This is a genomic window from Streptomyces sp. NPDC048441 (assembly GCF_043200235.1).
In the GTDB taxonomy this organism is placed as follows: Bacteria; Actinomycetota; Actinomycetes; order Streptomycetales; family Streptomycetaceae; genus Streptomyces.
On record NZ_JBICXM010000005.1, the window covers coordinates 148,400 to 172,903 of the forward strand.

A 24,504-nucleotide genomic window follows, 5' to 3' on the forward strand; every position below is an offset into this window, starting at 1 on the left:
GTCATACCTACACTCGCCGCATGGAGATCCTCGCATTCGGCGTGCAGGCCGACGAGCGGCCGCTCATCGAGAAGGCCTTCGCGGGACAGCACGACGTCCGCTGCCTGGACGTCTTCCTCAGCGAGGACACCGCCCCCATCGCCGCGGGCTACGAGATCATCTCCACCAGCGTCAACGCCGACCTCGGCAACCGCGTCCTGCAGACCCTCGCCGCGGGCGGCACGCAGATGATCGCCCAGCGTTCGACCGGGTTCAACAACATCGATCTCCAGGTCGCCGAGCGCCTCGGCTTCACCATCGCCCGCGTCTCGTACTACTCGCCGTACTCCGTCGCCGAGTTCGCCTGGACCCTGGCGATGGCCGTCAACCGCCGCATCGTCCGCGCCAGCAACCGCACCCGTGACTTCGACTTCCGGCTCGACGGCCTGATGGGCCGCGATCTGCGGGGCCGCACGGTCGGCGTGCTCGGCACCGGGAAGATCGGCGAGGCGTTCACCCGGATCGCGCACGGCTTCGGCATGAATCTGCTCGGCTGGGACGTCGCCCAGAACCCCGCATGCGTCGAGCTCGGCATGAAGTACGTCGAGAAGGAGCAGCTCTTCGCCGACGCCGATCTGATCAGCCTGCACGTCCCGCTGCTCCCCGCCACACAGCACATCATCGGCGCCGCGGAGCTGCGGATGATGAAGGACGACACGATCCTGGTGAACTCGAGTCGCGGCGGTCTGATCGACACCGACGCCCTGGTCGCGGAGTTGCGGGCCGGGCGTTTCGCGGGTGTCGGGCTCGATGTGTACGAGGCGGAGGCCGGGCTCTTCTTCCTCGACAAGTCCCTCGAAGCCGTCGAGGACGACACCCTGGCCCGCCTGGTGACGTTCCCGAACGTCGTGGTCACGTCACACCAGGCGTACTACACCGTGGACGCGGTCGGCCAGATCATCGAGACCACGGTGCAGAACGTCCTGGACTACAGGGATGGCCGCCGCAGCGAGAACGTCCTGGTCCCGGCGGCCCCCACCACGGCCTAGACCAGTACGCCGGACAGCAGTTCGCGCACGATCGCCGTCCCGCGCAGCGAAAGCACCGACTCCGGGTGGAACTGCACCCCCGCGAAACCGGGCCCCCGCAGTGCGTGCACCTCGCCCGTGGCCGTGTCCCTGCTGACCTCGATGCCGTGGGCGGTGAGTTCCGCCGCCGTCTCCTTGTCGCAGTGGGCCACGAAGCTGTTGTAGAAGCCGACCGTCTCCGGCCGTCCGAACAGGTCGATCCGGGTCTGCGCACCCTGGTACGGGACCTCCTTGCGGACGGTCTCCAGGCCGAGCTCCGCCGCGAGCAGTTCGTGGCCGAGGCAGACGCCGAGGACGCCGTACCGGTGATCGCGGATCACCTCGGCGGTCAGCGTGCGCAGGAAGGTCATCTTCGGGTCGTCAGGGTCCGAGGGGTCGCCGGGTCCCGGGCCGAGGACCAGCGGGCCCTCGTGTGCCAAGGCCGCTTCCCGCAGGCCGGGCTCGTCGTAGCGGCGTACGGAGACGGTGAGGCCCGATGACCGCAGCAGATGCGCCAGCATCGCCGTGAACGTGTCCTCGCCGTCGATCACCAGAGCGTGCCCGGTCAGCTCGTCCGTCTGCTCCTGCATCCGCAGCCAGAACGGCGCGAGCCCGGCCCGGCGACCGTCAAGCGCCGCCCGCACCCGTGGGTCGTCGGCAAGGGCGGGGCGTACGTTCTCGGCGCGGGGCCGTCCGGGACGTACCCCCAGGGCGGCGAGCACGCCCGCCGCCTTCGCGTGCGTCTCCGCCACCTCGCTCGCCGAGTCCGAGCCGCGCACGAGCGTCGCGCCGACCGGGACGCGCAACTTGCCGTCCCCGGAGATGTCGGCGGTGCGGATCAGGATGGGAGAGTCGAGGGTCTGCGCGCCGCCCGCGTCGCGGCCGATGAGGGCGAGCGCGCCCGCGTAGTAGCCGCGCCCGCCCGCTTCGTGGCGCTCGATGACACGGCAGGCGTTCTGCACGGGCGAGCCGGTGACGGTCGCCGCGAACATCGTCTCCTTCAGGACCTCACGCACGTCGAGCGACGACTTGCCCCGCAACTCGTACTCGGTGTGCGCGAGATGGGCCATCTCTTTGAGCCTCGGCCCGATGACGACACCGCCCATGTCGCCGACGGTGCACATCATCTTGAGCTCCTCGTCGACGACCATCGACAGCTCCTCGGTCTCCTTGCCGTCGGCGAGGAAGCCGAGCACATCGTCCGCCGTGGGGCCTTCGGCAGGGTAGCGGTACGTCCCGCTGATCGGGTTCATGACGACCGTCCCGCCGGACATCCGGACGTGTACCTCCGGGCTCGCCCCGACGAGCGTCCGGTCACCCGTGTGCACGACGTACGTCCAGTAGGCGCCACGCTCGCCCACGAGCAGCCTGCGGAAGAGTGCCAGGGCGTCCGCCCTGCCGAAGCCGGGGATCTCACCCTCGTACGTACGACGGATGACGAAGTTCGCGCCCTCGCCACGCCCGATCTCCTCGCGAAGGACCCGCCCGACGATCTCCCCGTACGCGGCGTCGTCGACGTCGAAGGCCCCGCTCTCGACGCGTACGTCATGGGCCGGTAGCTCCGACAGGGCTTCGGAGAGCGGGAGTTCGTACGTCTCGTCGGGGGTCAGGACCGCGAGCGGCGTGCCGTCGTCGCGTACGTCGAAACCGCGCTCCCTGATCTGCCGGAAGGGGATGAGCGCGAGACCCTCGTCGGGGATGTCGGCGAGCCGCTCGTAGGTGCCGACCGCGCCGATCAGGACGTCGACCGTGTCGTGGTCATGGCCGGGCGTGCGGCGGCGGAGCACCGCGAACGGGCGGTCGTCGTCGATGAGGTCGAGCAGGGGAGTCGGGGAATGCATCGGTTCTGTTCCTTCTCACTCGGAGAGGAACGGCCCGCCCCGGACCCGCACAGGTCCGGAAAACACTGAAGGCCGCCCCTCGGGCGGCCTTCGCGAGTCTCGATACGCGCAGAATCAGTGGGCCGCCGGATGAGCGGGCCACCACCAGTTACGGGTTGTCTGCGCGTGCATGTCCGGCACACTAGCGCATCGGCGGGCCGACGCCCGGCTGTGTCGGGTCCGTCTCACTTGGTGAGCGGGTGACTGGACGGCGGACATCACCCCGTAATGTTGTGCGCGTGACCGTGAACGCTAAGACCACCCCTTCCGGTGGCAACACCTGGCGAGACCTTCCCGCGGCGCAGCAGCCTGAGTACCCCGATGCCGAGGCTCTGCGCGATGTGATCGCGGACCTCGAGTCGTATCCGCCGCTCGTCTTCGCGGGCGAGTGCGACCAGCTGCGCGCCCGCCTTGCGTCTGTGGCCAAGGGCGAGGCGTTCCTGCTTCAGGGCGGCGACTGCGCCGAGGCCTTCGACGCCGTGTCCGCCGACCACATCCGGAACAAGCTGAAGACGCTGCTCCAGATGGGCGCCGTCCTGACGTACGCGGCCTCCGTGCCCGTCGTGAAGGTGGGCCGCATCGCGGGGCAGTACTCGAAGCCCCGCTCCAAGGGCACCGAGACCCGCGACGGCGTCACCCTGCCGACGTACCGCGGCGACTCGGTCAACGGCTTCGACTTCGACGAGAAGTCCCGCGTCCCGGACCCCGAGCGCCTGAAGCGGATGTACAACGCATCCGCGTCGACGCTCAACCTGGTGCGCGCCTTCACCACGGGCGGGTACGCGGACCTGCGCCAGGTGCACGCCTGGAACCAGGACTTCGTGAAGTCGTCCCCCTCGGGCCAGCGCTACGAACAGCTGGCGCGCGAGATCGACAACGCGCTCAACTTCATGCGCGCCTGCGGGACGGACCCGGAGGAGTTCAAGACCGTCGAGTTCTACGCCTCGCACGAGGCGCTGCTCCTCGACTACGAGTCGGCCCTCACCCGCGTGGACTCGCGCACAGGACGGCTCTACGACACCTCGGCCCACATGGTCTGGATCGGTGAGCGCACCCGTCAACTGGACGGCGCGCACATCGAGTTCGCCTCCAAGGTGCGCAACCCGATCGGCATCAAGCTCGGCCCGACGACGACCGCGGAGGAGGCGCTTCAGTACATCGAGCGCCTCGACCCGGACCGTGAGCCCGGTCGCCTGACCTTCATCGTCCGGATGGGCGCCGACAAGGTCAGGGACAAGCTCCCCGAGCTGGTCGAGAAGGTCACCGCCTCCGGCGCGACCGTCGCCTGGATCACCGACCCGATGCACGGCAACACGTACGAGGCGGCTTCGGGCCACAAGACCCGTCGCTTCGACGACGTGCTCGACGAGGTCAAGGGCTTCTTCGAGGTCCACAAGGCCCTCGGCACGCACCCGGGCGGCATTCACGTCGAGCTCACCGGTGACGACGTCACCGAGTGCGTGGGCGGCGGCGACGAGATCTTCGTCGACGACCTGCATCAGCGCTACGAGACGGCCTGCGACCCGCGTCTGAACCGCAGCCAGTCCCTTGACCTGGCCTTCCTGGTGGCGGAGATGTACCGGGACCAGTAATTCCCTGCTGTACGCACGTGTGGGGCACGGATCCATGTGATCCGTGCCCCACCGGCGTATCCGGGGCTTTTGCGCGCCGGGAACGGCGGGTAAGGTTAGGTTAGCCTCACCGATTCATCGGGACGGGCACCGCTTATCGATCCCGCCTGAGACATCACCGGGGAGGTGAACCGCATGTTCGTCTGCAACTGCTTCGGCATCACCGAGGAACAGGTGAAGAAGCATGCGGGCGACGGCGCCTGTACCCCCCGCCAGATAGCGTCGGCCTGCAAGGCGGGCACGGACTGCGGTTCGTGCGTACGACGCATTCAGGCGCTGCTCGGCCGGGGCGCGTGCCCCACGCGCGAGCTCGTGGCGGACGGCGAGCCTGCGCTGGCTTTCGCCCCCGACTCGGAGCTCCCGGAAGCCGCTTAGCTCTCGGGCTGCTCGATCAGCTCTCGGGCTGCTCGATGAGCTGCGAGATGTAGAGCGGCTCGCCCAGCTTCTCGACCAGTTCGAGCTGGGTGTCGAGATAGTCGATGTGATGCTCCTCGTCCGCGAGGATCGACTCGAAGATGTTCGCGGAAGTGATGTCTCCCTTGCCGCGCATCACCTCGATCCCGCGCTTGAGGCGGTCGATCGCCTCCGCCTCGATCTGCCGGTCCGCCTGGAACATCTCCGTGACGGTCTGCCCCACGCGCACGTGGAAGAGCCGCTGATAGTTGGGCAGGCCGTCGAGGAAGAGAATCCGGTCGGTCAGGATCTCCGCGTGCTTCATCTCGTCGATCGACTCGGACCGGGTGTATTTGGCGAGCTTCGGCCAGCCGAAGTTCTCCTGCATCTTGGCGTGAAGGAAGTACTGGTTGATCGCCGTGAGTTCGGCGGTCAACTGCTCATTGAGGAACTCGATGACCTCGGGGTCGCCCTGCATCGCAGAGGCTCCTTCCAAGTGTGGGACTGGCCAGGTAGCGCGCATCCTTGCACCGGTGTTCGGAAGGCGTCCAGTAAGTGCACGCTTAGTAGGAGTTGCCCCAATCGGCGTCCGGCGGCCGTCGGCTGGTCATGTCCACCGCCCCGGGTCTGTCAGGATGGAGACATGGGTCAGCCGGCGGATCGCGCATCTCGGGAAGCAGTGGAGCCGGAGCTTCCACCGGGGCAGCGACTGCAGCGTGGCTGGCCGGTCACGCACTACGGCCCGGTGCCGAAGTTCCGCCCGGAGCGCTGGGAGTTCAGGGTCTTCGGGGCCACCGCCGACGGCGACAAGCACTGCTGGACCCACGAGGAGTTCTCGGCCCTTCCGTACGCCACCGTGGTCGGCGATCTGCACTGCGTCACGAAGTTCAGCATGATCGGCGCCGAATGGGGCGGCGTGCCGGCCCGCGCGCTGCTCGAACTCGCGCCGCCCGCGCCCGACGTCACCCATGTGATGGTCTGGGCCGAGTACGGCTTCAGCTCGAACCTGCGGATGGATGACTTCGACTCCGACCGCACGATTTTCGCCACGCACAAGGGTGGTGAGCTGCTCACCGCGGAGCACGGCTTTCCGCTGCGGCTCGTGGTGCCTCATCTGTACGCCTGGAAGGGCCCCAAGTGGGTCCGCGGCATCGAGTACATGACCGCCGACCGCCGTGGCTTCTGGGAGGAGCGCGGCTATCACAACGTCGGCGACCCCTGGGCCGAACAGCGGTACTCGTACCAGGAAGAGCCCGGGGACGGCCCCGAGCTCTGATCCCGTCAGTGGTCGTATTCAGTGGTGGTATTCGTGCACCACCGCGTGGCCCTTGCCGCGGCCGATCATCCACTTGTTCACCGGGGTGGTGATCACGAAGGCGGCGGCCAGGGCGATGGCCAGGACCCACCAGAACATGGCGTCCGACAGATGGGCGTCCATCGCTCCGGGCCAGAGCGCGATCACGCCGTTGTCGATCAGCTCCATCACCGCGATGGACAGGGTGTCCGCGGCGAGCGCGACCCGGAACGCGGTCCTGAAATCGACGCCCGCCTTGAGGATGCCGCGCAGGGTCAGGGCGTATCCGAAGAAGAAGGCCAGAATGATCGCCAGGATCATCGTCCGCATGTTGTCCCAGCCGAGCGCGGTGCCGATGATCATGCCGAGAACCTCGCCGATGGCGCACCCCGTGAGGCAGTGCAGCGTCGCCTGAGCCGCCATGCGCCAGCTGACCTTGCCCATGCCGTGCTGCCCGGTGTGGGTGTGATCCTGGTGCGCGCTTTCGTGGTGCGCGTGCTCGGTGTGAGCGTCGTGATCGTGCTGCATGAGAAGCCCCCAGCGGTCGTCGGGCAGCGGTTCCTGCCCTTCTTGCCTTCTGGCAGGAACCCTATACCCCTAGGGGGTATTCCTCAAGAGATCTTCGGGGGCGCTGGCCGCTAGTTGCTCCTGAGCTCCTTCAGGCGCGCCACGTCCGCCGCGTGCCCCTCCTTGCCGCCGGGTGTCTCGATGATCAGCGGTACGTTCTCGGTCGCGGGGTGGGCCATCAGCTCGCGGAAGGGCTCCTCGCCGATGTGGCCGGTGCCGATGTTCTCGTGGCGGTCCTTGTGGGCGCCGACCACGTCCTTGGAGTCGTTGGCGTGCACCAGTTTCAGGCGGCCTTCGCCGACGGTGTCGACCAGCAGGTCGAGGGTCTGCTTCATGCCGCTCGGCCCCGTCAGGTCGTGGCCCGCCGCGTAGATGTGGCAGGTGTCCAGACAGACGCCCAGCTTGGGATGCGAGTCGAGCGCCTCGAAGTACGGGCCGAAGTCCCAGGTGCGGGAGCAGAGCGAGAAGCCCTGTCCGGCGGTGGACTCCAGGAGGAGGTACGGATCGTCCTCGTGCGTCAGCTCGTCGAGCAGCGGCAGCATCCGGTCGCGCACCTGCTTCAGGGCGACGGCGCGGTCCCGGCCGCCGGTCGCCGAGCCGGTGTGCACGACGACGCCGAGCGCCCCGATCTCGCGGCCCCGCCGCAGCGAGTGGCGCAGGGACTCCACGGACTTCTCGGCGGTCGCCTCGGTGTGCGAGCCGAAGTTGATGAGGTAGGGCGCGTGGACGTACGCGGGAATCCCCTCGGCGGCGCAGGCCGCGCGGAACTCCTCATCCTGCTTCGGATTACCGGGCGGCGTCGCCCAGCCGCGCGGGTTGGCGACGAAGACCTGGACGGCCTCGGCGCCCATCTCACGGGCGTACGAAAGCCCTACGGAGGCGAGACCGCCGGCCACGGGGACGTGGCCGCCGACGGGGTTGCGGGACGCTTTACTGGGGGGATTGTCGCTGCTCACGCCCCCAGGGTGGCACGCGCGCGTGGCCGCCTTGTCGGCGGATCCCGGTGGGCCCGCAAGGGGCGCGGGGAACGGCGCGATCAGCTACGGACGGCCCGCAGGGACAGTGGCTACCGGATCTCGATGGTGATCGTGGAGCCCTTGGGCGCGTCCTCACCGCCCTCCACCGACTGGCCCTTCACCGTGTCCCCGAAGAGGCCGAGCAGACCGCGGTCCTTCTCGACGTCGAAGCCCGCGTCCTCCAGCTCCTGCGTGGCATCGTCGACGCTCATGCCCTCGACATCCGGGACCTCGATCATCTCCGGCCCCTTGGAGAGCGTCAGCGTGACCGTGTCACCCTCGGCGAGCTGCCTGCCTTCGACGGGGGACTGCTTGGCGACATCGCCCTTGTCCTCGTCGGAGTAGACCCGCGTCGTCGCGATCCTGGCCTTGAGGCCGGCTTCCTGCAGATCGGCGGTCGCTTCGCCCGCGGACTCGCCCGTCACATCGGGGGTCTCGACCGGGGCGCCCTTGCTGACGACCATCGCGATGGCCGAGTCCGCCTTGCGCTTGGTGCCCGCGCCCGGGTCCGTGCTGATCACGGAGCCCCTCGCGACCTCTTCGCTGAAGGTCTTCGTCGTCATTCCGGGGACGAGCCCCGCGCCCTTGAGCTTGTCCTTCGCCTGCTTCAAGGGCAGGCCCTCGAGGCTGGGGACCTTGACGATCTCGGGGCCCCTGGAGACGGTGAGGGTCACACTGTCGTTGTTACGGATGCGCTCGCCCGACCCGGGGTCGGTGGCCATGACCGTGCCGCGCTTGTCGGTGTCGCTGTAGGCGCGCTTGACTTCCTTCACGTCGAGCCCGGCCTCGTCGAGGCGCTTCTTGGCCGCCGACTCGGTCTTCGCCAGGAGTGGCGGGACCTTGGTGAACTGGCCGGAGTTGATGTACCAGACGCCCACGCCGAGGCCCAGGGCGAGGAGGACGGCCGCGATCAGCACGAACACACCGCGGCGCGGGTTGGTGCGCCTGCGGCTCGGGCCCGCCGATGGGGCGGACGGAGGGGGCGTCGTCAGGATGCTGGTGCGGTTGAGCGGGTCCTGCCGACTCCGCTGGTCCTGCTCGCCGTCCTCGGGGAGCGAAAGCTGTACGGAGCGCACCGCGCGCGGGATCACACTCGTACGGTCGTCTCCGTTGTCATGCTCCGACGTACGCGCCTGCGGCGGCACCGCGTCGAGCTGATCGAGGGAGAGCGCGGCCCGTGCCTCCCTGACCTGACCCAGGAGAGCCACCGCGTCGTACGGGCGGACGTCGGGGGTGCGGGCGGTGGCGGACGCGACGAGTTCGTCGAGCTCGACGGCGAGCCCGGGGACGGCCGCCGACGGGGGCGGCACGTCCTCGTGGAGATGTTGGTAGAGCACCTGGGCGGGCGACTCACCGGAGTGCGGTTTGGCGCCGGTCAGCATTTCGTAGAGCACGACCCCGCACGCGTACACATCGACACGTGTGTCGGCCGTGCCGTGCTCTATCTGCTCGGGTGCGAGATAGGAGACCGTTCCGAGGATCGTGCCGGTCGTGTTCGTGACGGTGTCCACCGCGCGGACGAGACCGAAGTCGGCGACCTTGACCCTGCCGTCGTCCCCTATGAGGACGTTCTCCGGCTTCATGTCGCGGTGCACGAACCCGGCCCGGTGCGCGGCGCCGAGCGCGGCGAGGACCGGCTCCAGGATGTCGAGCGCGGCCCGCGGCTGCAGGGCCCCGCGCTCACGCAGGACGTCACGCAGGGTGCACCCGGCGACGTACTCCATCGCCAGATAGACGTACGCACCGTCGGCACCCTGGTCGAACAGCCCCACCACGTTCGGGTGCGAGAGCCGGGCGATCGACTTCGCCTCGCGGATGAAGCGGTCGACGAACGAGACGTCGGCGGCCAGCGTCGGGTGCATCACCTTGAGCGCGAGCACGCGGTCGAGGCGGGTGTCCACGGCCCGGTAGACCGTGGCCATCCCGCCGACCGCGATCCGTCCGTCCACGCGATAGCGGCCGTCGAGCACCTGGCCGACGAGCGGGTCTTGAAGGGTCGTGTCCACGCAGGGAGTCTACGAGCCACCGCTGACACCGTTGCCCGTCCGGGTGTCCTCGGAGCTCGACTGCAGCCGACCTGTAACAGGCGTGCGGCACTGTGCGGCGCTGTGCGGCACTCAGAACGCGGGCCGCTCCGGATCCAGCCGGGCCAGGCCCTCCGCGGGAGACGACGCCTCGGCGAAGTGCCGCCGGGGAATCCGCCCGGCCCGGTACGCGAGGCGCCCCGCCTCGACCCCGTGCCGCATGGCCTCGGCCATGAGGACCGGCTCCTGGGCCCGCGTCACGGCGGAGGCGAGCATCACACCCGCGCACCCCAGCTCCATCGCGAGCGCCGCGTCGGACGCCGTCCCCGCCCCCGCGTCCAGGATCACCGGCACGCGTGCGTGCTCGACGATCAGCTGGAAGTTGTGCGGGTTACGGATGCCGAGCCCAGAACCGATGGGGGAGCCGAGCGGCATGATCGCCGCACAGCCCACGTCCTCCAGCTTCCGGGCCAGGACAGGATCGTCGTTCGTGTACGGAAGCACCGTGAAGCCGTCGTCGACCAGGGTCTCGGCGGCGTCGATGAGCTCGATCGGGTCGGGGAGCAGAGTGCGCTCGTCCGCGATGACCTCCAGCTTGATCAGGTCACTGCCGAGCGCTTCGCGAGCGAGCCGGGCGGTCAGGACGGCCTCGCCCGCGGTGAAGCAGCCCGCCGTGTTCGGCAGGACCCGGATGCCGAGCCGGTCGAGGACGGAGAGCACCGAGCCCTGCACGCCGGGATCGAGGCGGCGCATCGCGACCGTCGTCAGCTCCGTTCCGGAGGCGACGAGGGACCGTTCCAGGACGTCCAGGCTCGGCGCACCGCCCGTACCCATGATCAGGCGCGAGGAAAGGGTGAGCCCGCCGATGACGAAAGGGTCGTCTGCCATGGTCGGTTCAGCCTCCTTGGACGGCGGTGAGGACTTCGACACGGTCGCCGTCGGCGAGTGCGGTGGTTGACCACCGCGCGCGCGGGACGACGGTTTCGTTGAGCGCGGCGGCGACGCCGGAGGGCGCGACGGTGAGGGTGGCGACGAGGGCTTCGAGCGTGGTGCCCGCGGCCACATCGCGCACTTCCCCGTTGACGGAGACGGCTGTACCGGCTGTATCGGCTGAGAGGGTCATGCGGGCTGCTCCATGAAGCGCTTCGTAAGAGGGGTGCGGACAAAGCGCAGGGGAGTGAACCCCCGCGCCTCGTCGGGCAGTTCACCGGTGGTCAGGGCGTGCGCCATGACGTCGCCGGTGATGGGCGTGAGAAGCACGCCATTGCGGTAGTGCCCGGTGGCCAGCTGGAGGCCGGGGAGCGCGGTCGGGCCGAGCAGGGGCGCGTTGTCCGGGGAGCCGGGGCGCAGACCCGCGCGGGTCTCGGTCAGCGGGAGTTCCGTGATGCCCGGTACGAGTTCGTGGGCGTCCCGAAGCAGCTCGTACACGCCGCCCGCGGTGACCGTCGTGTCCCAGCCGAGCTCTTCGCTGGTCGCGCCGACGACGAGCTCGCCGTTCTCGCGCGGCACCAGATAGACGTGGCTGCCGCGCACGACGGCGCGCACGGTGCGGCTCAGGAACGGCGCGTAACGCTCCGGCACCGTGAGCCGGAGCACTTGCCCCTTCACGGGGCGTACGGGCGGCAGCACGCCCTCCGGGACCCCTGCGAGGCGCCCGCTGAGGCTGCCGCCCGCGAGCACGGTCAGACCGGCCTCCAGGGCGGTGCCGTCGGCGAGTACGACTCCGGTGGCCCGGTCCCGTACGACCGAGAGGCGCTCGGCCCACACGCGGTGGAAGATCACTCCCGCCCGCTCGCAGGCCACCAGGAGCGCGGCGGCGAGCCTGCGCGGGTCGACCTGGTGGTCGCCGTCCACTCGGAGCCCGCCACGGACTCCCGGCGCGAGCATCGGCTCGAGGCGGCGGCACTCGCGCCCGCTCAGCCACTCCGACGTGAGCCCCGACTGCTGCTGAAGGGTGTGCAGTTCGCGCAGATGGGCGCGGTCGTCGGAGTCGAGTGCGACGGCGAGCGTGCCTGACGCGCGGTAGCCGAGATCGCGGCCGCTCGCCTCCGTGAGCTCGGCCGCGAACTCGGGATAGCGCTTCGCGGAGGCGAGATTCAGGCCGAGCAGCGCCTGCTCGCCGTAGTGCAGCTCGGTGACGGCGGCCAACATGCCCGCGGCGACCTGCGCCGCGCCGCCGCCGGGATCCGGGTCCACGACCGCGGTGGACAGGCCGCGCTGTGCCGCGCGCCAGGCCGTGACCAGGCCGATGATGCCGCCCCCGACGACAACGACGTCGTTCGTGCTGTTCGTCGTACGGGGTGATGTACGTGGATGCATGGGCGTCCAGCCCCTCCCTTCGCCGGCATGACCCGGATCAGGTTCGTACGGTCGGAGGCCGTCCCAGCCTCCCTCTCAGCCCGGTGCGTCCGGGCTCCCGCGAGTGTTTCGCACCGGCCACCCTAGCCCGTCGCGTCCGACGACAGTAGGGGAGCTGCCCGCGCACGGGCAGTGACGGTGTGTCAGAGATCTCCTCGTCGCACTCTGAGGCGTGCGACGCCCGCCGCCCTACAGTGATCGGGTGAGTGAGCAGCGGAGGCAGACAGAGCGGCGGATCGTCATCGTCGGCGCGGGGATGGCCGGGGTGCAGACCGCCGTGGCCCTGCGGGACCAGGGGTTCGCCGGTGCGGTCACCCTGATCGGCGCGGAGCCGCACCAGCCGTACGACAGGCCGCCGCTGTCCAAGGCAGTACTGCTCGGCAAGGCGGAGGGCTCCGCCTTCGACATCGACTTCGAGGCGCTCGGCATCGAGCTGAGCCTGGGCCACGAGGTCACCGGCGTCCGTCCAGCCGCCCACGAGCTGGACACCTCGTCGGGGCCCGTGCCCTACGACGTCCTCGTCATTGCCACCGGCGCCCAGCCGATCCTGCTGCCCGGCGCCTCCGGAGTGCCCGGTGTCCATCTGCTGCGCACCCTGGACGACGCCGAACGGCTGCGGCCTGTGCTGGCCGAGCAGCACCGCATCGTGGTCGTCGGCGCGGGCTGGATCGGCGCCGAGTTCGCGACCGCCGCACGCGAGGCGGGCTGCTCCGTCACCGTGGTCGAGGCCGCCGGGCGCCCGCTCGCGGGGGCGCTGCCCGCCGAGGTCGCGGCGCCCATGGCGGCTTGGTACGCGGACTCCGGAGCCGAGCTGCGCACCCACGCGCGCGTGGAGCGCGTCGAGCCCGGCAGTGTCCTCCTGGACGACGGCACACGGCTGCCCGCGGACGCGGTCGTCGTCGGCATCGGCGCCCGCCCCGCCACGGACTGGCTCGGGGGCTCCGGCATCACCCTGGGCGCCCACCGGGAAATCGTCGCCGACGACCACCTGCGTACGTCGGAACCCGATGTGTACGCGGTCGGCGACTGCTCCTCCTTCCCTTCGGGAAGGTATGGCGAGCGACTTCTCGTTCACCACTGGGACAACGCACTCCAGGGCCCGCGCACGGTGGCGGCGAACATCATCGGCGAGACCCCTTCGGCGTACGACCCGGTCCCGTACTTCTGGTCCGAGCAGTTCGGCCGCTTCGTGCAGTACGCGGGCCACCACGCGCCCGCCGACGAGCTGATCCGGCGCGGCGACCCCTCGGGCGCGGCCTGGACGGTGTGCTGGCTCAGGGAGGGCGTACTGGTGGCGGTCCTCGCTGTGGGCCGCCCCAGGGACCTGGCCCAGGGCCGCAAGCTGATCGAGGCGGGCATGCGCCTCTCCCCTGAGCTGGCATCGGATCCCGCGGTGCCGCTGAAGAAGGCAACGCTTCCCTAGCCCTGGGGCAGCCCCGGGGCGCACCCTGTGCCCGGCCGGTGTCAGTGGCCAGCGATACGCTTGACCCGTGACCGAGATTGACGCAAAGACTGATGCTCTCGTCCCCGAGTGGCTCCACCTCCCCGACATCGCAGAAATGCTCGACGTCGAGGTGACGCGTGTGCGCCAGCTGGTCAAGGAGGGCCAAGTGATCGCCGTGCGCCGTGGTGAGAACCGCGCGCTCGCGGTGCCGGCCGCCTTCATCGACGGCGACAAGATCGTCAAGGGCCTGACCGGCACCTTGACGCTCCTGAGGGACGACGGCTTCTCCGACGAAGAGATGCTGGAGTGGCTCTTCACTCCCGACCCGACCCTGCCCGGCACGCCCGCGCAGGCCCTGAGCGAGAATCGCGGCACGGAGGTGAAGCGCCGCGCCCAGGCGCTCGCCGTCTGACCGACACGGAAAACCGTCCGGCGTACGGACCGGCGTGTCCCCAGGGACGCGCCGGTCCGTACGCCACCGACCCCGGGGGGACCTCTCCATGGCCACCAAGCCTGCCCGCGAGCAGCTCGCGGACGCCCGTCTCTACCTGTGCGTGGACGCCCGCAAGCGCCAGGGAGACCTCCCGGAGTTCCTCGACGCCGTTCTCGCGGGCGGCGTCGACATCGTGCAGCTGCGCGACAAGGGCATGGAGGCGGCCGAGGAGCTCGACCACCTCCAGGTCTTCGCCGACGCCGCCCGGCGGCACGGCAAGCTCCTCGCGGTGAACGACCGCGCGGACGTCGCGCACGCCATCGGCGCCGACGTGCTGCACCTGGGCCAGGGCGACCTGCCCGTGCCCGCGGCCCGCGCGATCCTCGGAGATGACGTCCTCGTCGGCCGCTCCACTCATGCCGACACCGAGGCCGCCGCGGCGGCCACACAGGACGGCGTGGACTACTTCTGCACAGGACCCTGCTGGCCGACACCCACCAAGCCGGGCCGGTACGCCCCCGGGCTCGACCTGGTCCGGTACACCGCGTCGCTCGGCACGGACCGCCCGTGGTTCGCGATCGGCGGCATCGACGCGGGAAATCTGGACGAGGTGCTCGAAGCGGGCGCCCGCCGTGTCGTCGTCGTACGGGCCATCACCGAGGCCGACGATCCGGCCGCCGCGGCGGCCGACTTCGCGAAGCGGCTGCGCACGGCCTGATCGGCGATCTTCGGCCATCCTTCGTGGAGGTTGTCCGCAGGATGGACGGGGATTGGCCGGTAGCGGTGCCCCGTCGCTAACCTGCCCGTATGGCCCTAGGCACTGCTTCCACCAGAACTGATCGCGCACGGACCGTGCGCGACATGCTCGCGACCGGCAAGACGACCTACTCCTTCGAGTTCTCGGCGCCGAAGACCGCGAAGGGCGAGCGGAACCTGTGGAACGCCCTGCGCCGGGTCGAGGCGGTGGCCCCCAGCTTCGTCTCCGTGACGTACGGCGCGGGCGGCTCGACACGGGCGGGCACGGTCAAGGAAACGCAGCAGATCGTCGCCGACTCGACGCTCACGCCCGTCGCCCACCTGACCGCGGTCGACCACTCCGTGGCCGAGCTGCGCAACATCATCGGGCAGTACGCGGATGCCGGGATCAGGAACATGCTCGCGGTCCGCGGCGACCCGCCCGGTGACCCTCTCGCGGACTGGGTCAAGCACCCCAAGGGCCTTACGTACGCCGCCGAACTGGTCGAGCTGATCAAGGAGTCGGGCGACTTCTGCGTGGGCGTCGCGGCCTTCCCCGCGATGCATCCGCGCTCGCCCGACTGGGACACCGACGTCCGGCACTTCGTCGACAAGTGCCGCGCGGGCGCCGACTACGCGATCACACAGATGTTCTTCTATCCGGAGGAGTATCTGCGCCTTCGCGACCGGGTCGAGGCCGCGGGCTGTGCGACGCCGATCATCCCGGAGATCATGCCGGTGACGAACGTGCGCATGTTGGAGCGGCTGCCCCAGCTCAGCAACGCTTCCTTCCCCTCGGCTCTCAAAGAGCGCATCCTCACAGCCAAAGACGATCCGGCGGCTGTACGCTCCATTGGCATCGAGTTCGCGACGGAGTTCTGCGCGCGGTTGCTGGCCGAGGGTGTTCCTGGACTGCACTTCATCACGCTCAACAACTCCACGGCGACGTTGGAAATCTACGAAAATCTGGGCCTGCATCACCCGCAGGCCTGACCGGCCGTACCCCTGAGGCGGCGGCCGTGGGGAGAGGGGCGTACATGGGCTGGACGGTCCTCTACATCGCGTTCGGCGGCGTCGCGCTGTGGCTGCTCGGCGAGGTGCTGCTGCAGTACAAGGCGCGGCTGCGCTGGCGGCTGCTCGCCTTCGGCGGCTTCCTCGGTGTGGTCATCGGCGTGCTGATGCCGTCGGTGGTGGTCATCGCGGTCGGTGCGATCGCCTTCGCCACGGGACAGACGTACGTGACGCTGTCGTTCCGCCGCGGCTTCTCGACCGGCTGGGCGCTCGGCGGCCAGCCGGGCCTGAGCAAGCGCCGCAAGACGACGCCGCGGGGTGCCGATGCGGCCCAGGAGCCGACGCTCCAGGTCTCCGACCTCGAGTACGAGCAGGCGGGTGCGATGGGCCCGATGGATCCGATGGGACCGCCTCCGCCTGAGCAGGCCCCGGGCGGTGTCTACGCTCCGGAGCCCCTGCCCGACGACACCGGGCAGTACGGCATCTACAGCGACCCGGCGTACGCACAGCAGCAGGCCGCCCCGGCGGACAGTGGCTACGGCTACGACACGTACTCCAACGCGGGCTATGACCCCCAGCAGCCGTACGCGTACGGCGAGACGGGGCAGCAGCAGTACGCCGCGTACTCCGACCCGTACATCGGGACGCAGACGTACGGCGGCGAGCAGCCCTACGACACGTACGGCGACCAGCAGCAGTACGCGCCCTATCCTGCCGCCGATCCGTACGGCACCGGGGCAGGGACGTACAACGAGACGCCGCCCGGCGGGGTCTGGGTGCCCCAGCAGCGCAGTGCCGAGGACCCGTACGGCCAGTACGGCGGCGAACTCCCGCCGGAGCAGCCGTATCCCTACCAGGGCGAGCAGGCCCAGGGGAACGGGTACGACGCGGGGTACAACGAGCAGTACCGGTACTGATCCCCGGAGGCCCCTGGCTCTGGCCCTCCGCCTACTGCGAGCCCCGGAAGTCCGGCCCCTCCACGATCAGCCCGGCGACCAGCGTGCCCGACATGCCCGCGTGCGGAAGCCCGCCGCCCGGGTGCGCCCAGCCGCCGACCGCGAAGAGCCCCGGCACGCGCGTGCTGTTGGACGGGTGGAGCAGCTTGCCCTCGCCCGCCGCGAGGGACGGGGGCGGGACCGCGCCACCGTCCGCGCCGGTGGCCTCCGCGACGTCGGCGGGGGTGCGGACCTCGTGCCAGAGCAGGCGCTCGCGCAGATCCGGCACCACGGCCTCGGCACGGGTGAGCAGCCGGTCCACGTCCGCCTCGGTGACCTCCGCGTGCGCGGGCACCGTGACCGTCACCGTGACCGCCTCGTGCTCGGCGTCGGGGGTGAGCGCCGGGTCGTCAGGGCGCAGCACGGTGAGAGTGGGTGCGGCGGGCAGTCCGGTGCGGTCCCCGAAGAGCCAGGTGAGCTCGTCCTCGCGGTCGGCGGTATGCAGCACCGTCCGATGAGGCGTCCCGCCCGGCCTCGGGCCGCGCAGTGCGAGCAGGATCGTGAGGCGGCTCGGCAGTCCGGAGCGGGCCCGCACCTCACCCTCCGCCCGTATGTTCACACCGGAAGCGCCGGAGGTGCCTGACATGCCGGATACACCGGACAGCAAGTCGTCCAGGACGCCGGGCGCGACCCCGGCGACCACGAAGTCCGCCTCCTCCGCTGTCCCGTCCGCGAGCTCTACGCCCGCCGCGCGGCCGTCCTTCTCGATGATCCGGGTCACCTGGGAGTCGAACGCGAACTCGACCCGGCGGGCCAGGCACCGCTCGTACACGGCCCGCGCGAGGGCGCGCATCCCGCCGCGCACGGACCATGCGCCGAAGGTGTGCTCCAGGTAGGGCAGGACGGCCGCGCTCGCCGGGGTCGTACGCGGATCGAGGCCGTGCGCGATGGCGTACTGCTCGAGGAGCGCGAGGAGGCGTGCGTCGCCGCCCAGTTCGAGTTCGGCGACCTCGGTGAGGGTGGTCGCTCGGCGCTCGCGGCGCAGGAGGCGCTTGTGCCCCGCCGCGGGGTAGGGCTCGCGGTCGGCGAGGATCTGCCAGTTCGGCCAGAGCGGCTCTTCCAGGAGGGGACGCCGGGTGCGGTCCCACGCCTCACGGGCTCGGTCCATGAAGGCGGACCAGAGGGCGCCCGCGCCGCTGCCCAGCGCCGCGTCCAGGGCCTCGCCGACGCCCGCGCGCGAGGCGTTCGGCAGATCGGTGGCCGTGCCGTCCGCGAAGACATGCCGGACCGCGGGCTCCACCTGGGAGAGCTCGACGCACTTCTCCAGGGGTTCCTTGCCCGTCTTCACGAACAAGTCGCGGTGGACCGCGGGCAGATGGAGCAGGGCGGGGCCCGTGTCGAAGACGAAGCCGTCCCGCTCGACGCTGCCCAGCGCGCCGCCGTACGTCGCCGAGCGCTCGTGCACCACCACCCGGTGGCCCGCGACGGCCAGCCGGGCGGCCGCCGCCATCGCGCCCATCCCGGCGCCGATCACCACAATCCGTGCCATGCCAGGGACTTTATCGGCCACCACTGACAGTCACGCCGGGAGCCCTCAGTCCGGCGGCCGTCCCGCGTGCGCCGCGAGCCGTTTCTCCTCGCGCCGCTGCGCCCTGCGCCGCAGGAACCGCCGGATGCGCGAGACCAGGAAGAACAGCAGCACCAGGCCGGTGACCAGCAGCACGGCCGCGATGGTCGCCGCCGCCTCCGGATAGAACATCGCGAAGCTCACGATCCCGCCGACCCCGAGATCCTCCGCCGTGCTCACGATGATGTTGCTGAACGGCTCGGGCGACGTGTTGATCGCCATCCGCGTCCCGGCCTTCACGAAGTGGCTCGCCAGCGCCGTCGAACCGCCCACCGCGCCCGCCGCCAGGTCAGGAAGCGAACCGCTCTGGCCCGCGAGCAGCGCGCCCACCACCGCACCGGACACCGGCCGGATCACGGTGTGCACCGTGTCCCACACCGAGTCGACGTAAGGGATCTTGTCGGCGACGGCCTCGCAGGCGAAGAGCACTCCGGCGACGATCAGCACATCAGGACGTTGCAGCGACTCGGGCACCTCGTCGGTGATCCCGGTCGCGCCGAAGACACCGAGCAGCAGGACAACGGCGTACGCGTTGATCCCGCTCGCCCAGCCGCTGGTGAAGACCAGGGGGAGTACGGACACGGACGCGATCGTAACCAGTCCGGAAGTCGCCGGTCTGGGGATGAGCACCCAGGTCTGAGTATCCGTACCTAGTACTGGAGATGAGTACCAGCGCGGATGGGTCCCGACCTGCGAAGACGGAAGAGTGAGGGACACGGAGAAGGGCGCAGCGCCCGTACCGCCGACACGGGGCGGCGGAACGGCGCGGCGCCCTTGGCCGCTCCTCCCACCCCACCAGAGGTGGGAGTGAGACACGGGGGACGGGGGCGACCCGGGGGTGACCACCTCGGGGGCCGAAACGGGGGTTTCGGGGGAACACAAAAGCGCCGGTCCGGTGCCGCCTGGAGATCAGGCGGCACCGGACCGGCGCTGTTTCGTACGCGGCTCAGGGCGGGCTCAGCGCCCTCCGCTCACCCGGCCCTGGAGCAGGCGCGAAAGCGCCGAGTGCACATCGTCCAGGGAGCGCTCCGGCTGGAAGGCCTGCCAGTCGAGGGCCGCCACCAGGACCATCCCGACGAGCGCCGCGGCCGTCAGGGGGATGTCGATCTCCTCGCTGAGCTCGCCGTTCTCGACGCCCCCTCGCAGTACGTCCTCGACGACGGCGACCGCCTGCTGCCTGACCACCATCAGGGTGGACTGCCAGGCGCGGTTGGTGCGCCACAGTTCGGCGACGTACAGCTGGGTGAAGGCCGGATAGCGGTCGATGAAGACCAGGCCCGCCCGGATCATCGCGTCCAGGGCGTCGACCTTGCTGCCGCCATGCCCGGCGGTCTTCTCCGCCGCCTCCTTCAAGGAGGCGGTGAGCAGTCCGACGCCATGGCGCAGCAGCTCTTCGAAGAGGACCGATTTGCTCGCGAAGTTGTAGTAGACCGTGCCCTTCGCGACCCCGGCCCGCTCGGCGATCTCGTCGACCGTCGTGGCCGAGAAGCCCTGCTCCGCGATGAGCGTGACGGCCGCCTCGTAGAGCTTCTGCCGGGTGGCTTCGCGCCGGGTGCTGGTTGCGCTGCTGTCCATGGGCTCGATTCTCACAGGTCTTGCCGCGCGCACAGGCTCGGTTCCGGCTCTCACAGGCTCAGCTCCGGGTGCAGCCGGTCCAGGGTCCACACCTGCTTGCGGTGCGCGGAGAGCGCGGTGAGCGCGAGGGCGCCCGCGGTGAAGGCCGTGAGGACCACGCACGCCTGCCAGACGGGGCCGAGCCCGCCGCCCGTGATGAGCCTCCGTAGAGCGTCGACGACGTAACTCATCGGCAAGAAGGGGTGGATCGCGTTGAAGAAGGACGGACTCGTCTGGACGGGGTACGTGCCGCCCGCCGATGTCAGCTGGAGCATCAGGACAGCGAGGACGAGGATCCGCCCGGCCGCTCCGAAGCGTGCGTTCAGCCACTGCACGATCGCGGCGAAGCAGCACGTCACCAGGCAGAGGAAGCCCACTGTCCCGGCCGCCCGCGCCATCTGCAGACCGAGACCCCAGTGCAGGACCGACATCAGGGCCGCCGTCTGGAGCACCCCGAGGGCGGCGACCGGCAGCCAGCCCGCGAACGCGATCCGCCAGGCGGAGGCGCCCGCGGCGAGCGCGCGCCGGTTGAGCGGCTGGATCAGCATGTACGCCACCATCGCGCCGACCCACAGGGACAGCGGGATGAAGTAGGGCGCGAAGCCCGTGCCGTAGTTGGGCGCCTTGTGCATCGACTGGGAGGCGAGCTGCACCGGGTCGGCCATGACGTCGGTGCGCTGGTCGCGGTCGTTCTTGTCGTAGTCGGGGATCTTCTTGACGCCGTCGTGCAGTCCGCCGGACAGCTTCTCGGAGCCGTCGGCCAGCTTGAACAGGCCGCCCTTGAGATCGGTCGCGCCCGTCTTGAGCTTGCCGACGCCCGCGTCGAGGTCGTCGGCGCCTGTCTTGGCCGTGCCGAGGCCCGTGTGCAGCTTCTTGGCGCCCTTGGAGACCTTGCCCGCGCCCGAGTTGAGGTCATTGATCTGGGTGACGGCCTTGTTCAGGTCCTCGTCGAGGTGCGGCGCGCGGTCGGCGAGCGCCTGGGACTTCTTCTGCAGCGTGCTGAGGTGCGTCTTGAGCTTCTTGACGTCGCTGTTCTGGTCCTTGACCAGGGTGTTCATGTCGTCCGCGATGGTCGATACGTTCTCCGCGGACTTCTTGGCCTCCTTGAGCTTCGGGCAGTAGGGATCGGGAAGGGGGGCGTTCTCGCAGCGCTCCGTGTAGAAGTCGCCGATGACCTTGGAGCCGCTCGCCGCGCCCTTGGCCGCCTCTGGCGCCAGCTTCACCCAGGTGTCCAGGTTGTGGCGCAGGGCCTTGGAGGAGTCGGCGACGAGCTGGGCCGTGTCCCCGACGGTCTTGCCGTTGTCCTTCAGGAAGGGCCGCACCTGGTCCGCTGTGCCGTTGACCTTGTCGGCCAGCTTCTGGGTGCCGTCGGAGACCCGCTTCGAGCCGGTCTCCAGTTCACCGGCGCCCTTGTCGAGCTTCTTGATGCCGCCCGCCAGGTCGCTGCTGCCGTTCTTGGCGTCCGTCAGGCCGGTCGCGAGCTTCTTCGAGCCCTTCTTGGCCTCTCCGATGCCGCTGTCGAGCTTGTCGGCGCCCTTGGCTGCCTTCTGGGTCGCCCCGTGGATGTCGGAGAACGAGATGAAGATCTTGTCGAGGAACGATCGTGAGGCCTTGGTGGAAGCCGCCGTGCGCACCTCGGAGAAGACCGTCCGCGAGATCTGCCCGACGATGTAGTTGTTGGCGTCGTTCGTACGGACCTGAAGAGCGCCCGTCTCCGGAGAGTCCCCCGAACTCGACGCGATGCGCTTGCTGAAGTCGGACGGCATCGTGAGCGACAGGTAGTACGTCCCGTCCTCGACGCCCTTGTGCGCCTCGGCGGAACTCACCTCGTGCCAGTCGAACGTCTTGCTGTCCTCGAGCCCGTCGACGATGCCGTCGCCCACCGCGAGCTTCTTGCCCGCGGCGCTCGCGCCCTTGTCGTCGTTGACGAGCGCCACGGGTATCCGGTCGAGACGGCCGTACGGGTCCCAGAACGAGCAGAGGTACAGCGCGCCGTACAGCAGGGGCAGCAGCAGGAGCGCGACCAGCGCCATCCGCGGCAGCTTCCCCCTGCCGAAACGCCTGAGCTCAAGCGAGGCCAGCTTCGGCGAGCGCATCGGCCGTCTCCTTGTCGTCGTCGGTGTCCGAGGTGTCGTCGTCCGACGTGCCGTCGGCGGGCCGCGCGGTCGATATGACCACCGCGTCATCGGGAGCCTCGCTGCACACCGCCACGACGGTGGTGCCGCTGTCGGCGATGGACCTCAACAGGGCCCAGGCCTCGGCCCGTTCGGCGTCCGACAGCTTGAGGTCGACATCGTCGACGCCGAGCAGCCGCGGCCGCCCGATCAGGGCCAGGGCCACGGAGAGCCGCAGCGCCTCAAGGCGTTCCAGGTCGCGTACGGAGGTCCGCCGGCCCTTGGGCAGCGACTCCATGTCGAGCCCCGCCGCGGTCAGCGCGGTGTCGATCCGCAGCCGTGCCTCGGTCTTCCGCTCCGCCCGCGGCTTCAGCAGACCCCGCAGCGAGCCGCCGAACCGCCGCTGCAGGAGCGCCCGTTCGTGCAGATGCTCGGCGACGGTCAGCGCCGGGTCGAGATCCGTCACGCCGGGCACGGGCCCGAGCGCGCTGATCCGGCGGACCGCCGCGAGCTGCTTGGGCAGCCGGAAGCGCCCCACGGCGGCCTCGCCCTCGGTGGGGCGCATCCGCCCGGTGAGTGCGAGCAGCAGGCAGGTGCGGCCGGACCCCGATGGTCCCTCGACCGCGATCAGGGCCCCGGGCTCCGCGTCGACGCCGACCCCGCGGAACGCCCAGCCCCGCGGCCCCTTGAGCCCGAACCCCTCCGCTGTGACGGCGGCTCCCCGCACACCGTCCTTCGGACCGTCCACTGGCTGATCCCCCTCGCATCCTCTGCGCTGTCCGCGCCCTCTTTTGAACTGACTGGTCAGTACAAAAACTAGCGCGAACCTTCGAATGAGGCAAAAGCGCAGGTCAGAGCCGATTGTCAGTGGCGTACTTCACGATGGGCACATACGGCCACCATGCCGTTACGCGACGACAGGAGGTTCGTCATGGCCAGCACTTCCGCAGCAGCCGCACGTCGGCACCGCCCCGTCGGCTCTGCCCCGCTGACCGGCCCCGCGAGCGACGTCCACCCCGTCCTGCGCCGGGCCACTGCCCCGCCCGCCGCCCTCGAACTGCTCGCCCAGGCCCGCGCCGGCATCGAAGAAGCCGCGCACCTGGACACTCCGAACGAGCGCTACGCCACAGCCCATCTGGCCGCCCTGCGCACCGCGGCGGCCGTCCTCGCCGCCCGCGGTCGCCCCGAGACGACCCCGCGACGCAGGCAGCGGATCCGGAGCGCCTGGGAAGTGCTCCCCGAGATAGCGCCCGAACTGGCCGAGTGGAGCGCCCTGTTCGCGTCCGGCGCGGCACGCAGGGCCCGCGCCGAGGCGGGCATACAGGGCGCGGCCACGGTTCGCGACGCGGACGACCTGCTGCGCGACGTGGCGATGTTCCTGCGCCTCATCGAGCGGATGCTCGTGCTGCAGCCCGTGCTGCCCCAGCCCAGGCAGGAGCCGCCGGACGCGGGTTGAGGCGGGTTGAGACGGGTGACGGGGCAGTCGGCCGAAGGCAATAGGGTGGGAGCGCCCGCACCCTCCTCCGTGCCGCAAGAGCAGGCGGAGGGAATCCCCTAGCTCCGCCGCGGACCAAGCGGTGGACGCGCCGAGGAGTCAACTGCCGTGTCGGACCCGATGCGCCCCCGCGCTTCTCTCCGTACCGCCGTGGTCTGGGAGGTCCTCAAGGACGCTCTCGACCGCCGGGTCAAGGCCACGGGCCGGGAGTCACGCTCGCTCGACGTGCTCGACACCGGAGGCGGCAGCGGCAACTTCGCCGTGCCCGTCGCCCGCCTCGGCCACCGCGTCACCGTCGTCGACCCCAGCCCGAACGCCCTCTTCGCGCTCGAGCGCCGGGCAGCCGAGGCGGACGTCGCCGACCGGGTGCGCGGCGTCCAGGGTGACGTACACGGCCTGTTCGACGTGGTGGAGCGCGGTGGGTTCGATGCCGTCCTGTGCCATGGCGTCCTGGAGTACGTGGACGACCCCGCCGAGGGCGTGCGCAACGCGGTCGGTGCGCTGCGCCCCTCCGGCACCCTCAGCCTGCTCGCCGCGGGCCTCGGCGGAGCCGTGCTCGCCAGGGCGCTCGCCGGGCACTTCACCGAGGCCAGGCAGGCGCTCAGTGACCCGGCAGGACGCTGGGGCGACGGCGACCCCGTGCCCCGGCGCTTCACCGCCGAGCAGCTCACCGATCTTGTCGAGAGCGCGGGCGTCCGGGTCGACGCCGTGCACGGAGTGCGGGTCTTCGCCGACCTCGTTCCGGGCGTCCTGGTGGACACCGAGCCCGGCGCGATGGAGGCCCTGCTCAAGCTGGAGGCGGCCGCCGCCGAGCTCGCCGCCTTCCACTCCGTGGCCACCCAGCTGCACGTGCTCGGTGAGACCCGGGATGCCGAAGCGGCCTGACG

At 70.3% G+C, this 24,504-nt stretch carries 25 protein-coding genes and 1 riboswitch; of the genes, 11 read left to right on the forward strand and 14 right to left on the reverse strand.

Annotated features, from left to right (window positions below):
* Nucleotides 1–20 precede the first annotated feature (20 nt).
* The gene (locus ACGFSB_RS14350; protein ID WP_393398336.1) at nucleotides 21–1,028 is read left to right on the forward strand and encodes a 2-hydroxyacid dehydrogenase; all 1,008 of its coding nucleotides are present in this window, start codon (nucleotides 21–23) and stop codon (nucleotides 1,026–1,028) included.
* Here the strand turns inward: ACGFSB_RS14350 and ACGFSB_RS14355 are convergent.
* Nucleotides 1,025–2,887, reverse strand: a complete 1,863-nt coding sequence (locus tag ACGFSB_RS14355) for an anthranilate synthase family protein (RefSeq protein ID WP_393398338.1) — start codon at nucleotides 2,885–2,887, stop codon at nucleotides 1,025–1,027. The two genes, ACGFSB_RS14350 and ACGFSB_RS14355, sit on opposite strands and share 4 nt — an antisense overlap.
* A 114-nt stretch (nucleotides 2,888–3,001) precedes the next feature.
* A complete protein-coding gene (locus tag ACGFSB_RS14360) occupies nucleotides 3,002–3,145 on the reverse strand; it encodes a trp operon leader peptide (RefSeq protein ID WP_393398340.1) in 144 nt (47 codons plus the stop codon).
* Between the two features lie 20 nt (nucleotides 3,146–3,165).
* On the opposite strand from ACGFSB_RS14360, the gene ACGFSB_RS14365 reads away from it, so the two are divergent.
* Together ACGFSB_RS14365 and ACGFSB_RS14370 are read left to right on the forward strand one after the other, a co-directional pair.
* Nucleotides 3,166–4,518 carry a class II 3-deoxy-7-phosphoheptulonate synthase gene (locus ACGFSB_RS14365; protein WP_393398342.1) on the forward strand — a complete coding sequence of 451 codons (1,353 nt, stop codon included), beginning with the start codon at nucleotides 3,166–3,168 and terminating at the stop codon, nucleotides 4,516–4,518.
* 174 nt (nucleotides 4,519–4,692) lie between these two features.
* Entirely contained in the window at nucleotides 4,693–4,932 is a 240-nt protein-coding gene (locus ACGFSB_RS14370; RefSeq protein ID WP_393398344.1) for a bacterioferritin-associated ferredoxin, read from the forward strand.
* Nucleotides 4,933–4,948: 16 nt separating this feature from the next.
* Here ACGFSB_RS14370 and bfr read toward each other — a convergent pair whose 3' ends face one another.
* Nucleotides 4,949–5,428: a bacterioferritin gene (gene bfr / locus ACGFSB_RS14375; protein ID WP_351162452.1), complete on the reverse strand. Its 480-nt coding sequence runs from the start codon at nucleotides 5,426–5,428 to the stop codon at nucleotides 4,949–4,951.
* 165 nt (nucleotides 5,429–5,593) lie between these two features.
* Between bfr and ACGFSB_RS14380 the strand changes: the two genes are divergently transcribed.
* On the forward strand, nucleotides 5,594–6,226 hold the full coding sequence (locus ACGFSB_RS14380) for a sulfite oxidase-like oxidoreductase (RefSeq protein ID WP_393398346.1): 633 nt from the start codon (nucleotides 5,594–5,596) through the stop codon (nucleotides 6,224–6,226).
* A gap of 18 nt (nucleotides 6,227–6,244) precedes the next feature.
* Here the strand turns inward: ACGFSB_RS14380 and ACGFSB_RS14385 are convergent, their stop codons facing one another.
* The 6 genes from ACGFSB_RS14385 to thiO form a co-directional block, all read right to left on the reverse strand.
* On the reverse strand, nucleotides 6,245–6,772 hold the full coding sequence (locus ACGFSB_RS14385; protein WP_393398348.1) for a DUF4396 domain-containing protein: 528 nt from the start codon (nucleotides 6,770–6,772) through the stop codon (nucleotides 6,245–6,247).
* Nucleotides 6,773–6,882: 110 nt separating this feature from the next.
* Entirely contained in the window at nucleotides 6,883–7,767 is an 885-nt protein-coding gene (locus ACGFSB_RS14390; protein ID WP_393398350.1) for a deoxyribonuclease IV, read from the reverse strand.
* A gap of 110 nt (nucleotides 7,768–7,877) precedes the next feature.
* On the reverse strand, nucleotides 7,878–9,833 hold the full coding sequence (gene pknB, locus ACGFSB_RS14395) for a Stk1 family PASTA domain-containing Ser/Thr kinase (RefSeq protein ID WP_393398352.1): 1,956 nt from the start codon (nucleotides 9,831–9,833) through the stop codon (nucleotides 7,878–7,880).
* Nucleotides 9,834–9,944: 111 nt separating this feature from the next.
* Entirely contained in the window at nucleotides 9,945–10,739 is a 795-nt protein-coding gene (locus tag ACGFSB_RS14400; protein WP_393398354.1) for a thiazole synthase, read from the reverse strand.
* Between the two features lie 7 nt (nucleotides 10,740–10,746).
* On the reverse strand, nucleotides 10,747–10,974 hold the full coding sequence (gene thiS / locus ACGFSB_RS14405) for a sulfur carrier protein ThiS (RefSeq protein WP_393398356.1): 228 nt from the start codon (nucleotides 10,972–10,974) through the stop codon (nucleotides 10,747–10,749).
* Complete coding sequence (gene thiO / locus ACGFSB_RS14410) at nucleotides 10,971–12,170, reverse strand: glycine oxidase ThiO (RefSeq protein WP_393398358.1); 1,200 nt, start codon at nucleotides 12,168–12,170, stop codon at nucleotides 10,971–10,973. Before thiO ends, thiS begins: the two co-directional genes overlap by 4 nt.
* Nucleotides 12,168–12,281: riboswitch (TPP riboswitch) on the reverse strand. Its footprint overlaps the gene before it by 3 nt.
* 130 nt (nucleotides 12,282–12,411) lie before the next feature.
* On the opposite strand from thiO, the gene ACGFSB_RS14415 reads away from it, so the two are divergent.
* The 5 genes from ACGFSB_RS14415 to ACGFSB_RS14435 all read left to right on the forward strand — a co-directional run bounded on the left by ACGFSB_RS14415 (nucleotide 12,412) and on the right by ACGFSB_RS14435 (nucleotide 16,749).
* The gene (locus ACGFSB_RS14415) at nucleotides 12,412–13,632 is read left to right on the forward strand and encodes an NAD(P)/FAD-dependent oxidoreductase (RefSeq protein ID WP_393398360.1); all 1,221 of its coding nucleotides are present in this window, start codon (nucleotides 12,412–12,414) and stop codon (nucleotides 13,630–13,632) included.
* 67 nt (nucleotides 13,633–13,699) lie between these two features.
* Nucleotides 13,700–14,065, forward strand: a complete 366-nt coding sequence (locus tag ACGFSB_RS14420) for an Rv2175c family DNA-binding protein (RefSeq protein WP_393398362.1) — start codon at nucleotides 13,700–13,702, stop codon at nucleotides 14,063–14,065.
* An 88-nt stretch (nucleotides 14,066–14,153) separates the two neighbouring features.
* A complete protein-coding gene (gene thiE / locus ACGFSB_RS14425) occupies nucleotides 14,154–14,804 on the forward strand; it encodes a thiamine phosphate synthase (protein ID WP_393398364.1) in 651 nt (216 codons plus the stop codon).
* A gap of 89 nt (nucleotides 14,805–14,893) precedes the next feature.
* Nucleotides 14,894–15,814, forward strand: a complete 921-nt coding sequence (gene metF, locus ACGFSB_RS14430) for a methylenetetrahydrofolate reductase [NAD(P)H] (RefSeq protein ID WP_393398366.1) — start codon at nucleotides 14,894–14,896, stop codon at nucleotides 15,812–15,814.
* Between the two features lie 44 nt (nucleotides 15,815–15,858).
* A complete protein-coding gene (locus ACGFSB_RS14435; RefSeq protein WP_393398368.1) occupies nucleotides 15,859–16,749 on the forward strand; it encodes a hypothetical protein in 891 nt (296 codons plus the stop codon).
* Nucleotides 16,750–16,780: 31 nt separating this feature from the next.
* On the opposite strand, the gene ACGFSB_RS14440 is transcribed toward ACGFSB_RS14435, so the two are convergent.
* The 5 genes from ACGFSB_RS14440 to ACGFSB_RS14460 form a co-directional block, all read right to left on the reverse strand.
* Entirely contained in the window at nucleotides 16,781–18,316 is a 1,536-nt protein-coding gene (locus tag ACGFSB_RS14440; protein ID WP_393398370.1) for a phytoene desaturase family protein, read from the reverse strand.
* A gap of 45 nt (nucleotides 18,317–18,361) precedes the next feature.
* The gene (locus ACGFSB_RS14445) at nucleotides 18,362–18,976 is read right to left on the reverse strand and encodes a DUF4126 domain-containing protein (protein ID WP_393398372.1); all 615 of its coding nucleotides are present in this window, start codon (nucleotides 18,974–18,976) and stop codon (nucleotides 18,362–18,364) included.
* Nucleotides 18,977–19,351: 375 nt separating this feature from the next.
* On the reverse strand, nucleotides 19,352–19,969 hold the full coding sequence (locus ACGFSB_RS14450) for a TetR/AcrR family transcriptional regulator (RefSeq protein ID WP_393398374.1): 618 nt from the start codon (nucleotides 19,967–19,969) through the stop codon (nucleotides 19,352–19,354).
* A gap of 50 nt (nucleotides 19,970–20,019) precedes the next feature.
* Complete coding sequence (locus ACGFSB_RS14455) at nucleotides 20,020–22,104, reverse strand: YhgE/Pip family protein (RefSeq protein WP_393398376.1); 2,085 nt, start codon at nucleotides 22,102–22,104, stop codon at nucleotides 20,020–20,022.
* Entirely contained in the window at nucleotides 22,076–22,870 is a 795-nt protein-coding gene (locus tag ACGFSB_RS14460; protein WP_393398378.1) for an ATP-binding cassette domain-containing protein, read from the reverse strand. Before ACGFSB_RS14460 ends, ACGFSB_RS14455 begins: the two co-directional genes overlap by 29 nt.
* A 183-nt stretch (nucleotides 22,871–23,053) precedes the next feature.
* Here ACGFSB_RS14460 and ACGFSB_RS14465 point away from each other — a divergent pair, with 183 nt between their 5' ends.
* Together ACGFSB_RS14465 and ACGFSB_RS14470 are read left to right on the forward strand one after the other, a co-directional pair.
* Nucleotides 23,054–23,578 carry an SAV_6107 family HEPN domain-containing protein gene (locus ACGFSB_RS14465; protein ID WP_393398380.1) on the forward strand — a complete coding sequence of 175 codons (525 nt, stop codon included), beginning with the start codon at nucleotides 23,054–23,056 and terminating at the stop codon, nucleotides 23,576–23,578.
* A gap of 147 nt (nucleotides 23,579–23,725) precedes the next feature.
* Nucleotides 23,726–24,502 carry a class I SAM-dependent methyltransferase gene (locus ACGFSB_RS14470; protein ID WP_393398382.1) on the forward strand — a complete coding sequence of 259 codons (777 nt, stop codon included), beginning with the start codon at nucleotides 23,726–23,728 and terminating at the stop codon, nucleotides 24,500–24,502.
* Nucleotides 24,503–24,504: the final 2 nt, after the last annotated feature.